General features: G+C 40.2%; 14 protein-coding genes. 1 reads left to right on the forward strand and 13 read right to left on the reverse strand.

Translation table 11 applies throughout. From position 1 onward, the window contains the following. Positions 1–8 precede the first annotated feature (8 nt). From HMPREF9009_RS19590 to HMPREF9009_RS19620, 6 genes are all read right to left on the reverse strand, one after another. Positions 9–1,400, reverse strand: a complete 1,392-nt coding sequence (locus HMPREF9009_RS19590) for a MotA/TolQ/ExbB proton channel family protein (protein ID WP_083444219.1) — start codon at positions 1,398–1,400, stop codon at positions 9–11. Positions 1,401–1,623: 223 nt separating this feature from the next. Beyond that, on the reverse strand, positions 1,624–3,006 hold the full coding sequence (locus HMPREF9009_RS19595) for a family 43 glycosylhydrolase (protein WP_049703057.1): 1,383 nt from the start codon (positions 3,004–3,006) through the stop codon (positions 1,624–1,626). Between the two features lie 105 nt (positions 3,007–3,111). Then, entirely contained in the window at positions 3,112–4,890 is a 1,779-nt protein-coding gene (gene tnpC / locus HMPREF9009_RS19600; protein WP_004300191.1) for an IS66 family transposase, read from the reverse strand. Positions 4,891–4,978: 88 nt separating this feature from the next. Next, positions 4,979–5,323, reverse strand: a complete 345-nt coding sequence (tnpB, locus tag HMPREF9009_RS19605) for an IS66 family insertion sequence element accessory protein TnpB (RefSeq protein ID WP_004297053.1) — start codon at positions 5,321–5,323, stop codon at positions 4,979–4,981. A 1-nt stretch (position 5,324) separates the two neighbouring features. Then, positions 5,325–5,693, reverse strand: a complete 369-nt coding sequence (locus HMPREF9009_RS19610) for a hypothetical protein (RefSeq protein ID WP_170834904.1) — start codon at positions 5,691–5,693, stop codon at positions 5,325–5,327. Between the two features lie 1,597 nt (positions 5,694–7,290). Then, complete coding sequence (locus HMPREF9009_RS19620; RefSeq protein WP_369798500.1) at positions 7,291–8,496, reverse strand: DUF3874 domain-containing protein; 1,206 nt, start codon at positions 8,494–8,496, stop codon at positions 7,291–7,293. A gap of 405 nt (positions 8,497–8,901) precedes the next feature. Here HMPREF9009_RS19620 and HMPREF9009_RS19625 point away from each other — a divergent pair, with 405 nt between their 5' ends. Beyond that, on the forward strand, positions 8,902–9,546 hold the full coding sequence (locus HMPREF9009_RS19625; RefSeq protein ID WP_049703060.1) for an HU family DNA-binding protein: 645 nt from the start codon (positions 8,902–8,904) through the stop codon (positions 9,544–9,546). 310 nt (positions 9,547–9,856) lie between these two features. Here the strand turns inward: HMPREF9009_RS19625 and HMPREF9009_RS19630 are convergent, their stop codons facing one another. The 7 genes from HMPREF9009_RS19630 to HMPREF9009_RS19660 all read right to left on the reverse strand — a co-directional run bounded on the left by HMPREF9009_RS19630 (position 9,857) and on the right by HMPREF9009_RS19660 (position 20,181). Further along, positions 9,857–10,405, reverse strand: coding sequence for a hypothetical protein (locus tag HMPREF9009_RS19630; RefSeq protein WP_157446490.1), 549 nt, complete (start codon positions 10,403–10,405; stop codon positions 9,857–9,859). 20 nt (positions 10,406–10,425) lie between these two features. Next, positions 10,426–10,641, reverse strand: a complete 216-nt coding sequence (locus HMPREF9009_RS19635; RefSeq protein ID WP_049703062.1) for a hypothetical protein — start codon at positions 10,639–10,641, stop codon at positions 10,426–10,428. Positions 10,642–10,938: 297 nt separating this feature from the next. Beyond that, positions 10,939–13,077 (reverse strand): alkaline phosphatase family protein, encoded by a 2,139-nt coding sequence (locus HMPREF9009_RS19640; protein WP_232313641.1) that lies wholly within the window; start codon positions 13,075–13,077, stop codon positions 10,939–10,941. Next, on the reverse strand, positions 13,074–15,503 hold the full coding sequence (locus HMPREF9009_RS19645; RefSeq protein WP_049703394.1) for a M60 family peptidase N-terminal accessory domain-containing protein: 2,430 nt from the start codon (positions 15,501–15,503) through the stop codon (positions 13,074–13,076). The genes HMPREF9009_RS19640 and HMPREF9009_RS19645 overlap by 4 nt, the downstream gene beginning before the upstream one ends. Before the next feature lie 26 nt (positions 15,504–15,529). Then, positions 15,530–17,515: a hypothetical protein gene (locus tag HMPREF9009_RS19650; RefSeq protein WP_049703063.1), complete on the reverse strand. Its 1,986-nt coding sequence runs from the start codon at positions 17,513–17,515 to the stop codon at positions 15,530–15,532. A gap of 19 nt (positions 17,516–17,534) precedes the next feature. Next, entirely contained in the window at positions 17,535–19,385 is a 1,851-nt protein-coding gene (locus HMPREF9009_RS19655; RefSeq protein ID WP_049703064.1) for a DUF5008 domain-containing protein, read from the reverse strand. Then, positions 19,378–20,181, reverse strand: coding sequence for a fasciclin domain-containing protein (locus HMPREF9009_RS19660; protein ID WP_049703395.1), 804 nt, complete (start codon positions 20,179–20,181; stop codon positions 19,378–19,380). The genes HMPREF9009_RS19655 and HMPREF9009_RS19660 overlap by 8 nt, the downstream gene beginning before the upstream one ends. Positions 20,182–20,204: the final 23 nt, after the last annotated feature.

Raw genomic sequence — 20,204 nt, forward strand, 5'->3', positions numbered from 1 at the left:
TACTTCTTTTATTTAGATACGTCTGTCCCTTTTGAGTTATCTTCCTCCAGATAAAGAGTAGTTATTACATTTTCTACTTCCACCTCTACCAAAGAAGCCATTCTCATAATACGGTTTTTAATGATAAAATACAAAGCAATGGCAGGAGCGGCGATGATCAAGCCGGCGGCAGTTGTAATCAGAGCTTTTGAGATTGAATCGGACAAAATGGAAGCTCCGCCTTCATCTCCATATAATGCTACCAACCCGAATGCTTCAATCATACCGACAACCGTACCCAAAAGACCGATCAGCGGAGCAAGTGAAGCAATGACCGAAAGTGGATAGATACGTGCGAGATGAGTACGAATATCACGAGCAGCCATGTCTCCGGCTGTCTGACTGACAGCTTCTCTTCCAGCCTTTATATGTTCAAGAATGAAACGTAAAGAATTAGCCAATGTAGAAGGATATTTGTCACATGCTGCCAAAGCCCCTTTCAGGTCACCCTTAGCCAGACATTCATTCACACTCTCACGAAGGGGTTTCGGAACCAGGCGACCTTCACGAGAAGTTATCAATCGTTGTATCGCAATGACCAAAGCGATTAGTCCCAGCAAATACAGTGGATACATCATTGAACCACCCGCCTTGATTTGTGCAGCCCAGTCTATCTGTACTCCTTCCGGCTGTTCATTTTTGTCTGTAGCCGCTTCTTCATATACCAACTGTTCTTCATCCTCATTTACGGGAACCGGAGTTGCTATTTCACTAGGCAGAACCTTGGGAGCATTTTTTATATCCTCTTGTGATTTAGCCAAAAATATTTCATCAAAACCAGCATCACGTCTTTCAGGGCAGATAAAAGAAATTCCTGTCAATGTGATATTACCGAAATCTTTCCAAAGGTCACGTGTCATTACCATCCAATGTCCTGGAACTTCCCCCACACTAAGTCCTTTCAAAGGATTAATCACATCCTTTGACTTTCCTGCTATATATGTAAAGTCATATTTTTGCCCCTTCTGATTAACAGATTTATCTGATACATGAAACTGCATACCTATTTGGTCACCTCCCCACTTAATCCAGGCAAAAGTGATATAACGATACTCGCCCGGACCCGGATTCTCCCGGATAGGAATGGATAATCCCGTCAGTTTGGCCGGACTCTTCGAGTCATCCAAATATATATAGTTTTCTGACTTCTTAGAGTATCCTCCGTCGCGTACATATCTATTATCCGGTTTTTCCCACTGTGCACCATCCGGTATTTTGGTACTAAACAGTTCATACAATCCTTTGCTGGGCTTTCCATTTGTTTGTGCTGAAAGCGGATAAGCAAATAGCATCATTACTCCCCAAATGAGTACGTTCAAAACACTCTTTCTAAAGCTAATTTTCATTCTTATGCAATTCATGTCTATTCTATTTTATTTATAATTTAAAAAATCACAACTATCACCAATCATCGAAATAATTCACTGGGACAAAGTTCTTAAAAATAGAAGAAAAACAGGTACTCTAATCAATCAAAAAACTCCAAATCCTAGCAACAACAATGAATAAAGCCTCAATAATCATTCAAAGAGGTTCAAAAATGATTCATTCAATCAATAATATATTCCCCTATCCTCATATTTCTTAATAAAACAACAACTCCCAAACAGACGGCTTGGTATTTCCTTCGGATACCGCAAAAGCAAGCCGCACAAACTTACATTCACCAGCTACAGGAATACTGACAGGAGAACCGGAAATACCATCTTTCGTACAATCAGTTACCGTATTCCAGTCTTTACCATCCACAGAAGTCTCTACTTTCATATAATATTTCTCCCATGGATATTCAAAACGCACTTCAACCGTATCAATAGCTACAACATCGCCAAACGAAACTGTCAATGCAGGATTTTCATCTCCATCAGCTGATTCCCAACGGGTACTATAATTATGGTCTACAGTATTCTCCGCGCCGGCATAATCGGCCAATACAGAATTGCTTATCACTGATTCGGGCTGAATATACTCTCTCTTTTCTTTAACCAAATCCGGAAATGCCTGTGTATGATAAGGAATAATATTCTTAATCTCATTCTTATCATCATCAAAAGTCAGCTTGCTGATACAGGTTTGCCGATACGCCGTACCTTTCACAAAAGGCAATCGATGGCGGTGATACAACATATAATCTTCACCTCCATAAGAGAATAAAGTATGGTGTCCCGGACCATATACCCGTAAGCTGTCATTCACTTTCAATATCGGGCTATTACCTGCTTCCGCAAAAGGACCGAACGGATTATCACCGACCGCATAACGCACTTCATACGTCTCATCAATAGTTTTCCCTTCAGAATAAGTCAAATAATACTTTCCATTATGTTTCACCATCAATGGAGCCTCAAAATATCGGGTCGGAGTGACTTCAACAGGTTTTGTACGGAAAGAACTCATATCATCATTCAGTTCCGCAGCGAAACAATGTCCGTTTGTCCAGTTCCATCCCGATCCCCAATAAAGATAAGATTTGCCGTCATCATCAACGAACGCTTCCGCGTCAATCACATGATAATACCTGGTCGTGTCGCCCGGAATCATAGGCTGGTTGCCCAATGCATTCTCCCATGGTCCCAGCGGATGTTTTGCTTTCCCACACCACACTTCAGACCCGACAGAGACATACATATAAAAAGTGTCCCCTTTTTGAACGACTGAAGGTGCCCATACCTTGTTTGTCTCCGACAAAGAAGTGGTACATGCAGCCTTAGTAGGCCAGTTCAATGTACGGAACGTCCAATTCTGAAAATCATCGGACACCCAACAGGAAAGAAAGTCCGTTCCCCACGGGTCGGCTGTCACATACATATAAAACTTTCCATCATATTGCACTAATGACGGATCAGCGAAATATCCCGGCAAAATAGGATTTTGCAGTTCTATCATTCGCACTTCTTTCTGTATTACTTTCGGCGAACAGCCAGTTAAACCTATTAGACCAGCCAACAAAAGGTTTGTCAATTTCATACTTCAAACGTTTTAATGGTAACCATACTATTTTCCGCCACGCCAATTTTATCGGCTGTCTTTCAGCCGATAAAATAAAAATGCCCGTAAGAAAATATTTTTGTTTTAACATTCCGGTTTATAGAAACATGGCAGAAGAGCCTTCTTGTCGCAGTCCTTACCATGAAGAATACATTCAAACAAGTGTTTCAGGTAATTCTGAGGGTCTATGCCGTTCAACTTACAGCTTTCTATCAGAGAGAAGGTGAATGCAGAGTTTTCTGCCGCATCCTCACTGCCAACGTTCATACAGTTCTTGAGCAGCAGCTTTACAGGTTTCATCCTTTGCTCACAGAGGTTGTTCGAGATTTCTGCTGAACCGTCCTTGAGGATATTTCTCAAGGATTTCCACTGGTTTATCGTATAGTTCACGGCCTTTCTCATCAGTTCGTTAGCCATAATCTTCGCATCCTGCATCATAATGACCACCTTATGATGGATACGTTCAAGAATCGGTCCTGTTAGCTTAAGCCTTCTTTCCTTAATCTGCTCACCGCTGAGTTTCATCATACGGAACAGGTCTTCATTTCTGAACATCTCACCGATAGGATCTATTATGTCCATCGCTGTTCTGTCTGAAGGCAGGGCATCAACCCACAACCTTCTACAATGCGTCCAGCATCCTATATGAAGCACCTTTGAGTCGTCTCCGTCAAACATCCTGTAAACCGTATATCCGTCAGTGGATATGGTTCCCATAAAATATTCCAGGAATGATTTTGCCGCATCGGACGACCTGCTGCCGTTATTATAGTGATAATAGACCATCTTAATATGCTTGGCAAAGAAAGCCCATAAGTACTTTCTCCTGTAAGCCTTACCTTCCTTTGTTTCCACTCCAACAAGCTCAGTAGTCTCATCAACCATAAGGTAATTAGCTCTCTGTACAAACTCCTTGAAGACATCTTCCATGAACTCCCTTAGTTTGGCGATTCCGTTATGGATATAGCTGTTCAGCGTGGTATTGCTTATGTGGATACCCTCTCTTGCAAGCAGTCTTATCTGTCTGTTCTCAGGCATGCTGAAGTCATATTTCAGACAAAGCAGACGGGCAAGCAGTTCAGGAGAGAAGATACCTCCAAGGTTTTTCAGCGGATGTTCCATGGTGCTTGTGAAAGTGCCGTCCGCAAGCTTTACCCTTGCCACCTTGTAAACATGCTCCACGTTATAAGCCCTTACATGTTCTATGACCCTGTATTCCCACACATCAGGCATACCGTTGCGGTTCATAAACCGTCCCCCTTCTGGAAGCGTGTAATACTCGTCCACTTCATGTACTACCACCTTGTCAACTTTCAATTTTGTTTTCCCGGCACGTGGTGCGGTTTCCTTTCTCCTTGAAGGTTTGCTGTTCTGGGCAGGTATGTTGCCGGAAGAGGTATTGCTGCCGGTTTCGTTATCATCGGTCTTATTATTATCATCCTTCCTGTCAGAACCGTCATACTCGGATTGTTCCAGAGCGGACTTGTCGAGATTACGGTTGTTCAACAGCCTTCTTTGCTCGGAAGTACGGCCGAAACGGTGTTTCCTGCTGTCCTCAAGCTGAAGTCTGAGATTGGAGATCTCGTTTGCCAGCATCCTGTTCACCTCATCCTTTGCTTCAAGCTGCTTTCTCATAAGTTCCATTTCTTTCCTGTAATGTTCAACCGTGGTTGACTGCTTTTCGATGGTATCTTTGAGATCATTGATGGTATCTATCAGATTTTTAGAGTTCTCCCTGTTGGATTCTTCAATAGACTCAAGCCTCGCAATCAATTCTTTATTCTGTTTGCGAAGACCTGCCTTTTCCTCATTCGCCAGACCCAGCTGGCAGCAAAGTAACTCGTATGCTCTTTCATCAATCATGATATAAAGGTACGAAAAATCAGGCACTTACGCAAACTTTTTACCGTTTATTTTTTATACTATCCTGTTGATAATCAGTATGTTAATATTAGCCTTTCGGACTAACGTACATCTTGTCAACTACAATGCTTTCCGTAAGATAAGCCATGTCCGACCACTGTATCCGGTAGCACCTGGAGACTTCATCAAATACAGGTTTCTTGAATTTGCCCATAACAGGACGTTTTTCGTAAAGCACATAAAAACCGCGTTCGTAATGAAGTATCTTCACAACCTTTCGGTTCCGGGACATGAACATATATACATTGGACGCATCGCTCGGGTCAAGGGACATTTCTTCCCTTATACTCTCACACAGACGGAAAATGCCTTTCCGCAAATCAACATTACCGTTAAACAGGTAATAGTTAAGGTTAGCACTCAGTCCAAGCATATCATCCTATCATTTTATTAAGCAACAGGCTCAAATCAAGAACGGTGGTGTTTCTCAGGAACAGTGTTGCGCCAGACGCCAGCTGTAACTTGATCCATTTTATTGGTGGTTCACCTTCAGGATGTTTCACGTCCAACTTCACAGTTGGACTATTGCATGGTTTCCCGGTTATCTGGACTTTGGCAACCTTGGGCTGCTCAACCTGGACTGTCTTGCCTAACTTCTCACTCCACAACTGGTGACGCTGCCAGTTCATGAACTTGTCGTAATTTACACCATAATCAGCACAGAACTCTCGAAGATCTTTGGTCTCGCTGCATAACTGGTAGAGGTCATATACCTCCTGATAGTTTACTTTTTCTTTTGCCATAATCATTCTTGTTAAAGGTTACGGCGCAAAGATATGGCGGCTAACAACTTATGTCAAGGCGGAAAATAGAATGGTTACTCAAGATACAAATATCCCCATATTATAACGAAATCAGGTACTCATTTCATTCAAAGAAGTTCAAAAATAACCTAAACCAAGCAATATACAACAATAAAAATCAAAGGTGTCGTCAGAAATGCGTAGTTTCCCGTTCTTTTGCAATCAAACTTTGTATACAAATACTTTAAGAGAAAAAATGCACATATAAAAATCAAAGGTGCTAAATTCCATTTGCTAGTACCAATATTAAACGGATCCATCACATAGCAATATGCAGACACAAGAACCGCCATCGCATTTACGATATAAAGAAAGATAGTTCTCATAAAATGCCAAACAATAAGGTTATATTTACTATCCAATATACTATCATATTAACAACCAATTTATAATTACACACTGGATTATCTTGCCTTTAATTAATCGAAATAATATATTTCTGTGTTTTTAAAATCTGAATGAGCCTATTTCGTTATAGAAAATCCCTCTGCATCAAAAAACAAAATTGTATCGCTTGCTATACGAATTTCATTTTTATTAATTTAAGCCACCTTTTGGGCATGACAAACAAAAGGTAATAACATAAATGGAGATACACCATCTGATAAGATTTCATCTATCCTTCACCTTTTCATTGTATCCCTTTATTGATGAGCGATAGCAGGTGAAGGGCAACTCTTCACCATCAACTTCACAAGTGTCAAAATGTAAAAATAGAATTTTCAGAGTTACAATAATTTTCTGGCCTCTTCTTTTATCTGATAAAGTTTCATCAATTCATATATTGACATAAAGCGAATTGGACACATCATTTTTGCTTTTTCTAAGTATTTTTCCGCTTTGTCAAGTAAGTTCAATTAGGAAACAAAGAAACTGTACACATTACTAAATCACTATTTACCTTTTACTCCATATTATATTCCTCTTTCCTTTAATCAATGCTCATATCATCTAGAGCATATAGGTAATAAATCATTTATCATATAAATTTCATCTTCATATTTTATATATTTTACATTTCTAGGCACATATAATAAACGTGTTGCCGTTTTTTTCACTTTTGCGAAGAACGAAATACATAATTTTGTGGTATACCTGTAATTCTAATGTGTCACTATTTTGTTCTGGCACTACACTTGTTAGATATGTAATAGAATTTCCTGCGGTAACATCCAATATCCGTAATTCATCATTGTAACGAAGTGATATGAGGGTATTATTTCTCATTGAAAAGAGAAAAGGAGAAATAATTAATGCTATAATAGTGGTACCTATAATTATAACTTTCTTCTTCATAATTCTACATTAGTGGTTATTAATAATTGAGGTTTCTACCGCAAAGATGGGGTATTTATTTTCAACACGAGTACAATAATCGGTCAAAAAGGTTCAATTATCTTTCAACAGTTTTTACAGGTCAGAAATTATTTTTTTCAACTATTCCTTTGTGCTTATACCTCCCATTATCATGTCCCCAACGGACCTATTACCTTAATATTTTTATTTACGACTTCCCTTCACCCCAACTTCACGCTCTTTAAACCGCTATTACACGATACACATTGCCAAACTTTGTATGTTTACGTTCTATCCCCACCGTTACCAGAATTTGTGCCAGACTTGCCGGATTCGCCCCACGCATAGCCGCCGGATTTTTCTTCTTTAGACATTGAAATATATCGGCTGCTGAAAGAAGCTCACACTCCTCCCCTTTTTCTACAGAACGATAACAAGAACGCAATACATCTTCTACCGGACCTTGACGGTAAAAAGACAGATTATTCCTCTGCAATTCCTGTTCTTCCTCCTTTGTAAACCAGTAACGTTCACCAGACAAGACTTCCTCTTTCAACTGCGCATAAAGCTGTTCATACTCAATCGCTTTGCAGTCAATGGGATGCTCCACTACCACACAAATAAATCTACGGCTACCGGTTGGATCGGTCAGTAAATCTTTTCGATTAGACGTTCCGATAAAAGAAGCAATACGGGGTAATGAACGGTAGTTTTTCTGATATGCCTTACACAAACTCAATGAAGCCATCTGCATCAAATTTTTCAATAAAGGCATTTTTGCTGGAGAATATTTATCAAACTCATCCAAGTTTAGAAGTCCCATCTCCGCCAGTCTACGTTCCACGTTTCCCTGACTCGTCAAATCCACTTTATCCATATAATAACGCTGAAGCACAGACGGAAGCAGAGACTTACAGAAAGTAGATTTCAAATACCCTTGTTCCGTACTGATGAGCAAAGGAGCTACACTATTAGCGTGATCGCCCATTATTCCCATCCATTGTGCCGTCATTCCCAACATCCAAATGCGAAACTCCTTTTCCCATAAGGGATTTTCCGAAACCCGTCGAGCCAAAGCCAACACACGATCTACACCATCCCACTTCGGTAATTCATCCAGATAAAGTCTGAAAGGATGATAGTCCACAATACGAGTGGAATAAATGCAACGTGACAAATCACGATCCCAACAAGCAATGCCAGCTTCATGCGCTTCCAGACATAAAGTATTCAATACACGTTGATTTACTGACTGGAATCCTTCGCTCATCCGTTCCAATGAACGGAATTCTGTTTCTTCCGTCAGAACATTATAACGGAACTCATAATGAGACTTCAAAAAACTTTCTACATTCTCGGTCAAATTCTTCGTTTTGCATGATGTATCCTTTTCCTTACCTTCCTTTGTTTCCATAGGGCTTGTTGAAAACTCCGATATATACGCCATTAACTCGTCTTTTTTTTCACTTTTACAAAAATGACTCGCAAATTTCTGCCACAACGCTAGCAATACACTTTTCTTGTTCATAAAATTCTGTTTTTAGTATTTAATGAGTGCGAATATAATATCCTCCCAATAGGATCTACAACTTTTTAATCCCCTCATTTTCATAAATATGAACTTGGCATTTCATGCGGTTCTTTCTTGTTTATCTCCTAATTAAACCTTATCTTTGGTGCTGATATTTATATCTTATCACAGCCATGATAATATCTTATCATAACTGTGATAATAAAGTTTCATTGCAATGATAAGTACTTATCACAATAATGATAAATAGTAAATATCTAAGAGAAAATTAAGAAACATCAAGAAGATAATCTACAAATATCTAAAGAAAAAAGAAAGACTATGTCAGTACAATTTGAATTATACAAGACTCCTATGCCGAAGGAGAAAAAAAACAAAGTGAGATACCATGCTCGTCCGATCAGTTTTGAGACTGTGAATACAGAGAAGTTAGTATATCGAATTCACGATCGTTGTTCACTTAGTCCATCGGATGTAATAGCGACGTTGGAAGAATTAAAATACGAAGTAGCCCAATGCCTCAAAGAAGGAAAGAAAGTACATATCAATGGATTGGGATACTTACAAATCACTCTTAGTTGCGAAGAAGAAATACGTGATCCCAAAGCTAAACGAGTACATAAAGTCAAATTAAAGGCTGTCAAGTTCAAGGCAGATAAGGAACTTAAAGCTGAACTTTCCGATATGCACTTCCAACGTTCAAAATACAAGCCACATTCTGCTGGACTTTCTGAAGTAGAGATAGATATGGAATTGACGAAATATTTTGCCGAAAACCAAATAATCACCCGGAAAGACTTTCAGTATCTCTGTGGGATGACACAAATCACTGCCTATCGGCATATAAAAAGACTGATTGCGGAAAAGAAACTGCAAAATAAGGGGACTACTCACCAGCCTATTTATACACCGATACCGGGTAATTACAGAGTTTCTGTAGATATAAAATACAAGGATAAAGAATAATATCAGGGTATATAGCAACTAATTATGTATATTTGCGTTATTCATTGAGTAAAATTACTTAATGCGTTGAGTAAAAGTATTCTCCACAAATCCGAAGTAAAATTAATCAGAGCGAAGGAGCAGGTGAACAGATTACCCTTCACCCGCTATCTCCTACCAACAAAGGGATGCAGAGAAAAGGTGAAGGGAATCTGATTAAATAGATTTTCTATTTAATCATCATATTTATTTGAGAAAACATACAATAAAGCAATTTCCTCCTCCCATACAGGTCTTTCCAATTCCCGGATATGTTCTTCTGACATTGACTTCAAATATCCCTCTTTCCAATCTTTTCTAATCTTTCCATTGTATATTTACTGATATATTCAGAACCCTTCTTGCGTGGAAGCGTCCAGGCTATGCGAAGCACCTGTTGAAGTTCCGGCGTATCTACTATCTCATAAGCTCTGATTTTTATCAAGGACATTTCAATCTCATCTTTGTATTGCTGCATCCTACAAGCTAATTCATAATGTTTGGGATAGTTTTCCTCCATATAGGTAGTAAGATAATCATGGTAAAATTCCTCATATTTACATAATTCGGTTAATGCTAGTTTCAAAGCTTGAATCATTTCTGATTTATTCAAAGGTTTACCCTTTCTATAATATGACATTTTCCGAGGACGACTCGCACTCTTATAAAAAGAATACTTTTCCGTTACATCATTATTCACACTACGCAAGTGATTGAATATTTGCTGATAACTTTGGAGTTCTGGAATCTCCATTTTTTTTTCTATTGCGGCTTCTTGTGCTTGCAACGCAAAAGTAGTACCCATTAATAATAGTACTAATTGAAATAGTAAAGTCTTCATATTTTTCTTTTTTAATATTCTTAAAATTTAGTATTACGTCCTCTTTTTTTCGGACCAAAACCGTAAAGCATTCCCTCTGTATACTGCTTACCTGCCATAATTATTTTTTCATAAAAACCTATTGAATCTTCTCCGACAAAATCAAAGACTAAACTTGGAAGCCCATCATCTATAGCATTTTCAGCCATTCTTTCATCAGCAGATGAAGCACCAGCAACCAAATGGGATACCTTCATCTGTTCAAGAAATCATTAATGTGTTCCATAATACTACAGTTCTTTGTTAATAAATAGATTTAGTCATTCCAAACGATCGCTCTTTTTTATTTTCCGGATACACAAAGTAAAACAATTTGCTCCTCATAGCATAGAAAAAAGCAAAGAAAGTCACGGACAAGTTATCTATTTATCATTCAGCAAATTAGTTCAAAAATAAAGCTAAAAACCGGACAAAACAGAAAAAAATTGCCCCTCCTTTACATGGAGAGGCAATAATTCATAAGTCGAAACTACTGTCAAAAGAGGAATGGGTTATCACTCACGATCACGCCATTCCAAATCATTGGTATAATCACCCAACACAGTTTGTGTCCATGTTGAACGGCTCAATAGCGGATTCCATGTATATGACACAGCATCCAATTTTGAAGTTCGGAAAGCACCTGCATAATTCTCACTGGTCGTCTCTAAGGGCAAAGTAACTCCTATCCATTCTAATATAGCAGGAACAGGCAGACTGCTATCCATCAGACGTCCCTTACTTTCAACTGTTTGAGACAAGGTATTGAGTAACGTCATGTAACTTACGTCTTCCTTGTCAATATGAGTATAGTAAGTTTTGCCATTTTGTACGCTTGGTTTGCGGAGACGGATAGGCTCTGTAGCAATCTCTTCAATCTGTTCAACACCATTTCTATTCACACGTTTCATCACTGTCTTTATCTGATTCACTACCAGCGAATCGTCTTTCAGATACTTTTCTTCACCGTCTTTATCTTTATAGAATTGCCAATATCCTATCAAATCTTTATATAACGGATCGGCTTCTGTCAATTTCAACTTATTGCTATACGCTTTCACTTCTGCCTCGGTCAATGCTCTATTCCAAATACGAATTTCCAGAAAATAACGACATGTATTATACATTTCACCCTTAAGAGTAAGATTTGCATTATCTATGTATTCCGAAGACGCTCTGTCCATTGAGCTTACGCGGGTTGAAGCTAGTTTCTTTATACCATCATAATAACTATATACTTCTATATTCCCCTTCCTTTTGTAATTCTTTTTCATATAAGCAGGTGTTATATTCCCCCACTGGTCTACCTTTTCATCTACTTTCTCATCCTCCGTATATCCTACCGAATTGGATACATTCACCGTGGTAGTAGCAGTATGTATCATAGGGTTCAAAAAGCCTGCATTTTGTTGTGTCCATGTACCATCCGAATAATTACCCCATTCAAAGAAATATCCGATGGGGGATGCATTATACCCTTTGCCTCTTTCATGCTCTATTCTCATCGACCATCTGCCTTTTACCATTATCTTTGTTTGATTATGACTATGGGTTACGTAACTTCGGTTCTCCGCCGGACGGGCTGCCATGATATATTCCACCGTCATTCCTCCGTTCAAAGAATCGAGCGAATAAACTTGCCTCATGGTTTTAATGTTCTTGAGATCCGGAGTACGTATGATAGAATCGAGAACTTCTCCCTGAAACTGCTTGTCAAAACGCATTACTTCGTCTTCTATCAGCCCCGGATTCATCTCCAACGGATGCGACAGATGCTCGTAATAGAAGATGCCGAACATATTTCTTTCCTCCAATGACATTCCTCCATAAGTTCCATCAGCCTTTCCACCATGATTGGAAGTGATAACAATCAGCCAGTCTTCATAATAATAATTCGAGCGTGCCTTAATGGCATCCAGTAACTGGCCGATATAATCGTCCATCTTATGCATGGCATTCACATATCCGGCATTCGAAGACTGCCACCCTCCTTGTTTTGCAGCATCCAGTACACTACGGAATGAAAGATAAGTGGCACGATAATTCTCTTCGTTCAATTGTGTCAACACTGTATTCAATGTTTCTTCATCAGTAGAAGTCGTTATGACACGTGTCGCTTGGGACAGTAACTTTTTATTCTGATTCTCCCATGGAGTAACTGCCAGAGTAGATATACTCTTGTCATAATCTACTATATATTGGAAAAATCCGGGATATTTCTTGATTGATTCAAGAGTATTCGGGTCATAATACTGTTCCGAAATATATGTATTGTCCGAAATTCCATGCCGGCCCGGCATGTTACCCGTAAGTAAAGAAGCACAAGCTACAGCATGTTCTTCTGTAGGCGCATACGAAATATCGTCGGCATGTTCCAGTTCCAACCCGCTCCATGCATAACGGCTGTGAGGTAACAATCCTTTTACCACCCCGTCGTCAGGAAAGGCGTTCTTCACCAAATCACCGCCACCGGCCCCTTCAATATTGACCCAAAGAACATTTCTCTTAATATTCAGACGGTTTTCGCCCGTCGTATCCCCCTCTTCTACGGAGAGGGGAGTGTCATACTTCGTACACGAAGTCAATATATTGCCCAGTAGCATCATAGCCAGACAACTTATTTTCACTATCATTTGTGCTTTCATATTCTTCATCGATCTTCTTTATAATAGTAAGTACCAAATTCACCGAACATATGTATCCTTTCCAAATTCTTGTTGGGCGCTAGCGGGCGACCCGGGAATTTATCCTCTGTCAGAAAGTCCGGACGGTCAGGTTCCTCATGACTTACTTCCGGTATTTCCAAGCGTATGCCTGTCACATTGGTATAGCGTTTGTCAAACTCAACATAGAACATGTTGTAACGGTCGGGCCAGAACTGCTTTTTATCCGGGCTAAGAGCTTTTTCGTTATCCGAATCGTAGACTAGAGTCCAGTTTATATTTTCTACACTAACAAAAGTGGAATCCTGATAATGATATTCCAACGGATCATGCGTCACATGAACACGAATACGTTGTGGTCTGAAGCTGTACTGGCCCCAATCTTTACCGGTAGCTGTTTTTACATCACCAGAATAAACTGAATTAGAAAGTCGATAACCGGCTGCCATATAAATACCATCTAAAACAGGTAATGATGTTTCACCCGGCTGTATCACAATGGAATAAGGTAATTCCGGGGTCTGTGCCTTATAATATATCTTGTCTCCATAAAATGCCTGATAGGTATACCCGTTTTCCGTATATGTCTGATAACGGTCATAATAGGACTCCCACATAGTTCCACGATCGCCGTCAAAAAGCGCATAAGGAGTCTTTTTATCCTTCCAGTTGTAGTTGTTATGTTTCCAGTCTTTGGAGTAAGCCACAGCCTCCCATTCGGTCCTCAAATGGCGATTGGGAGTATACCCTGTCCCCGCTTTCGTCTGGAATACTTTACCGTCAAAATCAGCTACCGGTTCATTACGTTTCAGTGGATTAAACATCCAGATACACTTTTCCACGTAAGGCTTGTCAAGGGCTTCCTGACGTCTGATATCACTGACTTCAATCCCAACACGGTCGAACAATTGGGAAAAGTCACGTTCAAAATAATCAGTCAGACATTTCAGCATAGCATCCTGCAGATTCATTTGTCCTATACTCTTTTGAGAGTCTTCCAGCAAGAAGCGGTTGAGATAAGCGAAATATTTCCACCCGTCTTTCTGTTCCGCTTCCTGTTTGTACTGAAGAATAGAAGAACAAATGAATAATGTAGACGGCCAGCTCTGTTCGCTTCCATAATCCTCTTTCACAGGACGTCCCGCTTCGTCTGAATAGACCTTACAACTGTCCGCCGCTGCCCATGAAACCAAATGATCAAAAGCTGATGACTTCAGAACATAGGTATTTCGTTTGATTACCTTATCACCATCATAAAATGACGGAACCTCAATCTGGTCGGACTGTCCCCACCAATTATTCTTGTAGAGGAAATAATAGTTGGGCAACAGTGCAAACATCTCTTTGAAATTATTCGGATATTTACTGGGGAAATAAGTTTGTTTAAGCATACTTGCTTGCAGCCATCCTACCACATGACCTGTATTGAGAGTGGTTTTCTTAATTTCTTCCGGGTCAGTGATTACATTGATCAATTCTTCGGTAGAAAGCAGGTTGACATTGGTATTGCCATAATAAGAATAACGTTCCGTACTCAAATGTGTATCCATCACCTCACGCACAGGGAATCCAGGCATAGGGAATGATTCACTCGCACCATCCAGTCCATAAAATTCAAGATAACATTTCACCCAGTCATCCCACATATCCAATGCCTGCTGTAATTGAGTCGGAAAAGCATCTCCCAGCATTTGTATCTTCAGCTTCATATAGCTGGCAGGTACCGAAAATACAATATTCTTTCCTCGCAATTCCACCCAGGGAACGGTGGTCTCCCTGATGGCATTCATCCATTCGTCTTTTTTGCTTCCTGTTTCTCCACTGACAAAATCGGGAGCGGCATATACACCCTGCACCTTCAAACTTACATTCCTTTGAATCGCATCACCATTTCGCTTGATCCAAATATATCCACCATACGGGTTACGAATTTCATTACTACCTTGAAACAAAGGCATGGAAGTCACAATCTTCGGATCACGTCCCAAATAAGTATCGGTCAGGGAGGACAAATCGGTATTATGAATTCCAATCTGGACCGTCAATCCCTTCACGTCCTCATCCAATACAATAGTTACCTTTTCGCCCGCACCTGCATAGAGCCCCGTACTGTAAACTGCAAGCGGAGTATAAGCCAGACCGACTTTACTTTTATCCACTGCCGGAAGGCTCATGTCTATCGCCAATGTTGCTTCATCCAAGCGTCTCTCCGTCAGTGTGTCCACCAGTCCCGGAAACGTACGCGCCTTATCGTAGTGACTGACGTCAATACCCTCACCTTCGTAATAGTCGCCTCCGGTCTCGGATGTATAGTCACCGGTGCCCGACACAAACTCATCAAAGGTCTTATCTTCGCATGCTGTTCCTCCCCATACCATCCATGTAGCAAAGAGGAAATACACTAATTTATTTTTCATATTTCTTTCCATTTTTAAGGTGTTTCTCAATTTTGTTCATCCGCCATTTCGCGGTAAGCAAATTGCCATGCCTGTCCTTTTTGATTCCAGTCCCATTGAATCGATTTTCCCAGCCATAAAAAGATTTGTCTCGGAATGTCGATTGTCTTTATTGTTTTGCCATATACCAACTCCGGATCACGATAAGGGACCAACACAGATGATGATGCATCAACACTCGAGATATATGTAGCAACGCCACGATCGATATGGAAATCATATGCATGCTCATCAATGTTCTCTTCAGTACCGGCTTCTGTTTCCACAGGATCGGCATAATTCTTCAGATATACAGAGCCCTCATCCTCTTCCAAATCACACGGCCAGTATCCTATCATATTTTTCCAATAGGGATAACTTTCTTTCTGGAGATGAAGCTTGGTCATACCCAGATATTTGTTGATATCATCTTCTGGAATGGCTGTGTTATATAGCTGAATATTCGTTATATAGAATTGAGTACGACCATCTCCATATTCTTCCCAGTCCCAGTGTGGCCAACAACCATCTTTACCTCCCTCAATACCGCGTCTATCTGTCGAGCCTATACGCATAGGAGATTTTGACAATTCTCCATATCTGGCTTCATGCTTAAGATATTGCTGTCTTAAGTCAGAATTACCATAATCCCTAGTTCCTTTCAATTTTCCATCAACATACATTTTCAAATAGCACCTGCTTTTATTGGTAGGGTTAGGTTCGAGCATCCATGTAACAACATGCCATTTCGTCCAATCTATATCCCAAACTGTAATCTGCCACGTCCAGCCTCCAAAACAAGTCGTAAACTCATTATCCTTGGCCACTGCAATATTCCAACCATTTTCTCTTGCATATGTAGATTTAGAGAGGATACATGAACGAAATATTCTGCTCGTTTTCCCTCTCATAAAGAATTGAATTGTAATCGGTTCTTCCAAGACCCAATTCTTTGATTCATCCTGACTGAATTTGAGATCTCCAAGGGTCGTATCCCCTAATCGGGCTGATTCAGTATACAGGGTAGGATTCAAATTCTTAATATCGAAAGACCAGGAAGGTGTATAGTATGAATAAGGAAATACTTGATTTCCCGGAAATCCCTGTACCTGTTGCTTCAACCGGTCATTGTACATCACCGTGAATGTATTTCTGTTCAAATCATCGTAATAAGTTTCAAACTCTTCACCCGGTTTATAAAGTCCTCCGTAATTGGAAGTGACTATGACCAGCCAATTTTCTTTTGAAAATTGGGGACGACTCTTCAACGCTTCCCAAATCTCCCCGACATATCCGTCCAATGTGGCTATTGCATTGGTAACCGTAGCGGTAGGCACATTGCGATCATCATAGAACTTGCCGTCACCTACAGCTTCCACCACTCCACGCAGTTGTGCCACAATCAGTTCGGAAGTCTCGTCCTGTTTCAGTTCACTCAATACAGCATCTTTCACTGCCAAGTCGTTGGTTACCACCGGCAATGCAGTTGCTTTGGAACCAAAAGATTTCCTGATCGTCTCATCCGACGCATAAAGACTAACATTGCTTCCCGACTCCGCCAGATATGACACCAAATTGTCTACGGGGCTATCCGGCGACAGGTCATCACTCGTTTTTATTTCATGAACCGTGTTTCCTATCAACAGATTAGCCCAACCACGTGCGTCCGTCAGTCCTGATTCAGTATCCAACTTAGTAGGATCGCTCGTATCACCCAATCCAAAATCCGTATACAATGCGGTAGAAAGCATGGCTGTTATATTAGGGGCTTTCCCGGCATTCCTTGCCGACATCATAGACGTTCCGCTCACACCATCCACTACCACCAGCAAAACATGCCCGGATCGCAAATTTCCGGTGTCCGTAGCCGGATAATCATACTTCAACGAATCTTCCATTACATCGTTGCAAGCCACCATGCCACTACAAAGCAACAGCGCTGCTACAGCAGTACGGGCATTAACTTTTATATTTCTATAAATATTCGCTTTCATATATTTCTCATTTTCTTATTTAAGGTTCATCTACTTCTTCATCTTTCAAATTGATCTTCAGCATAACGATGTCGTACATCCTTTTTCCATCGAAATAAGAAATATTGCCGGTTAGCAAAAGTCCGTTGGCATTGTCTGAAGTCAAAGAATATTGGGCGTCATAGAGTTCTCCGGAAAATCTTCCGGGTACATTCAGATTCTGAATAGCTTTACCCTTCATATCCAGAATAAGGAAACCTTGACGGGTAACATTGTCATACTTGTTAAATGTTCCGGATATAACTATATAAGGCTTTCTCTTTTCAGCATTTGGAGCACTCAAATCTACTATTTTCGCGAAGTTGACACTCCCTCCCTGCATATCTCTGAGTTTAAAGTTCTCATCCAACGTCCCGTCGGCCTTGAGCATCATAACGCCTCCCTCTACAGGTTGTCCATTGAAAGTTGTGAAGCTACCTACCATCATCATTCGTTCCACAAGCGTTCCATCATTGTCCGTATAAGAGGTATAGGTAATCTTCTTGATCACTCCGTCGGTACCAGATCCCACCCGTGTCAGGAATTCATCATCTACTGTACCATCCTCTTTCAACTTCAGTATATTGTGTACCTCTTTTCCATCAAAACGACTCAAGTTTCCACCGATAATAATTGTTCCGTCATTAAGCATACAAGCATCTTTTATCTCTCCGTTATCTCCTACACCGGGCAAGGATTTCTCCTCTGCATTTTCAGCAGCACGGCGATATTTCTTGTCCAATGCTCCAGTTTCATCCATTCTCATGACGGAACGTGCCTCCGTATAAATATATTCAGGGAGAAAAGTTGAGGTTTTAGCAGACATATATGTATTGGCAAAATCAACTGATCTATGATAATAGAAATTTCCTACGGCTATAACTTTGGTTCCGTCCGCATTGCTGAAAGCACGAACGACTTCCTCCCCAAGTGGAGTCCCACCATTGAATGTCGGTAGGTTTAACCCATAAGAATTTCCGCTACCATCATCATAAGGAATCCACATCCATTGTTTTACAAATGACATATTGTTATTGACCAGCAATATATTGCCATAAGGATACTTCTGCTTATTTTCGTCATAATGATCAAACAATCCATAGACTACTGCCTTAGGTGTAGCATCTTTGCTCTTCATGTATTCCATTCCACGCAATTTGCAATATAGAAAATTTTCATCATCGTCACTATACGCACTGGTCTTTATCCCCCACCATAAATAATATTTGTCACTATTACCATCTGATATAAGCCCGGTCTGATGATCGACCATAATAATGCCTCCATAACCTATTTTGTCTTCCTTATAGAAATCTCCTAACAAATAAAATTCACTGGTCAGCTCATTATTCTTGCACCAGGGCACACAGGCATAAATTGTCCCCGAGCCTCTGGTTCCCGTTTTATAATACTCGAATGCCTCATCAACAGAAACGCTTCCTGAAATATTAAAATAAGGACCTGTAAAAATCTGATTTTCCATCACCAGAAATGTTGTTCCCGAACTCACTTCCTGCGGAACGACAATTGTCAGGGTAGAGTCCGTAGCAGCCTTTATCTCACAAAGCTGATCAGATATATAAAATTCGAAATCATATTGGTCTCCATGAACATAAGGGGTCAATCCCGATGCCTGAAACATAACTTCCGCACCTGGTCCGGCAGTTTCCGGTTTGGGCGTTTCCATCAATAGTTTCAATTTAAAAGGTTCACGTCCGCCAGAGTAAGGATTTTCTTTGATAGAATCTTCTTCATCGGCATTGCATCCACACCAGATCAGCACACAAGCGGCAAGGCAAAACAGATTGACTAGTTTCACCGCCCATTTATTTATTTTATAACAGTTACTCATCGCTTTCCTTATTTATGATTAACATGTTGTTCGAATCTTCTCTTTTCCCCGTTAGCGGTACTCCGCCCTGCCGGGTATCATCCGGATAATCGATGCCCGCCTCCATCGCTTTTGAATAGAGAGCGTAAGGAGTAAAGCCCAAAGAGTGGTCTAAACGAAGTACATGCACAATTCCATTACGCGGCTCAATGTTACAGGACGACACATAAGCGTATATGGAAATCCCATAATCCTGATTGGCACACATGATCTGTCGGTAACCTGCATATTTTATTCCGTTAGCGTCGCCATAACACACTCCCATCGTCAGTTTATACTTTTTATCGTAAGTATAATTGGTCTGTCCGGGGAATGTACTTAACGCCACCGTATCGATCTGCGCAATATCATTCAATCTGTATTTACCTTTAAGAACATACATCCCTATCATATCTTCCCACACTTCGCTCTTCACTTGCGAAAGATCGGTTATTTTCTCCATGTTGTTCCAGTTATAGAGATAATAGTTAAGCATATCCACACTTTTATCGATTGAGAAATCGGTAGGAGCAAAAAATGTGACGTCGGCATTCTCGTCACTGAAAACGTCATACCATTTAGTCATTTTAATCACTTTCACCAGGTCGGAGAATAACATGTCATCACGGGATTCCAGATATTCCATGATCGTTCCGTCATAATAGGGATTGCTTTTCCCTCCATCTACCAGATAGTCATCAGTCTGGCAGCTTCCCAATATTGTTGTTACAAACAGCAACGCCAACATTCCGCTGATTATATTTCTTATATTTTTCATGTTCATTAATTATAATATAGTAA

This window comes from Bacteroides sp. 3_1_13 (genome assembly GCF_001185845.1).
Taxonomy (GTDB): Bacteria; Bacteroidota; Bacteroidia; order Bacteroidales; family Bacteroidaceae; genus Bacteroides; species Bacteroides xylanisolvens.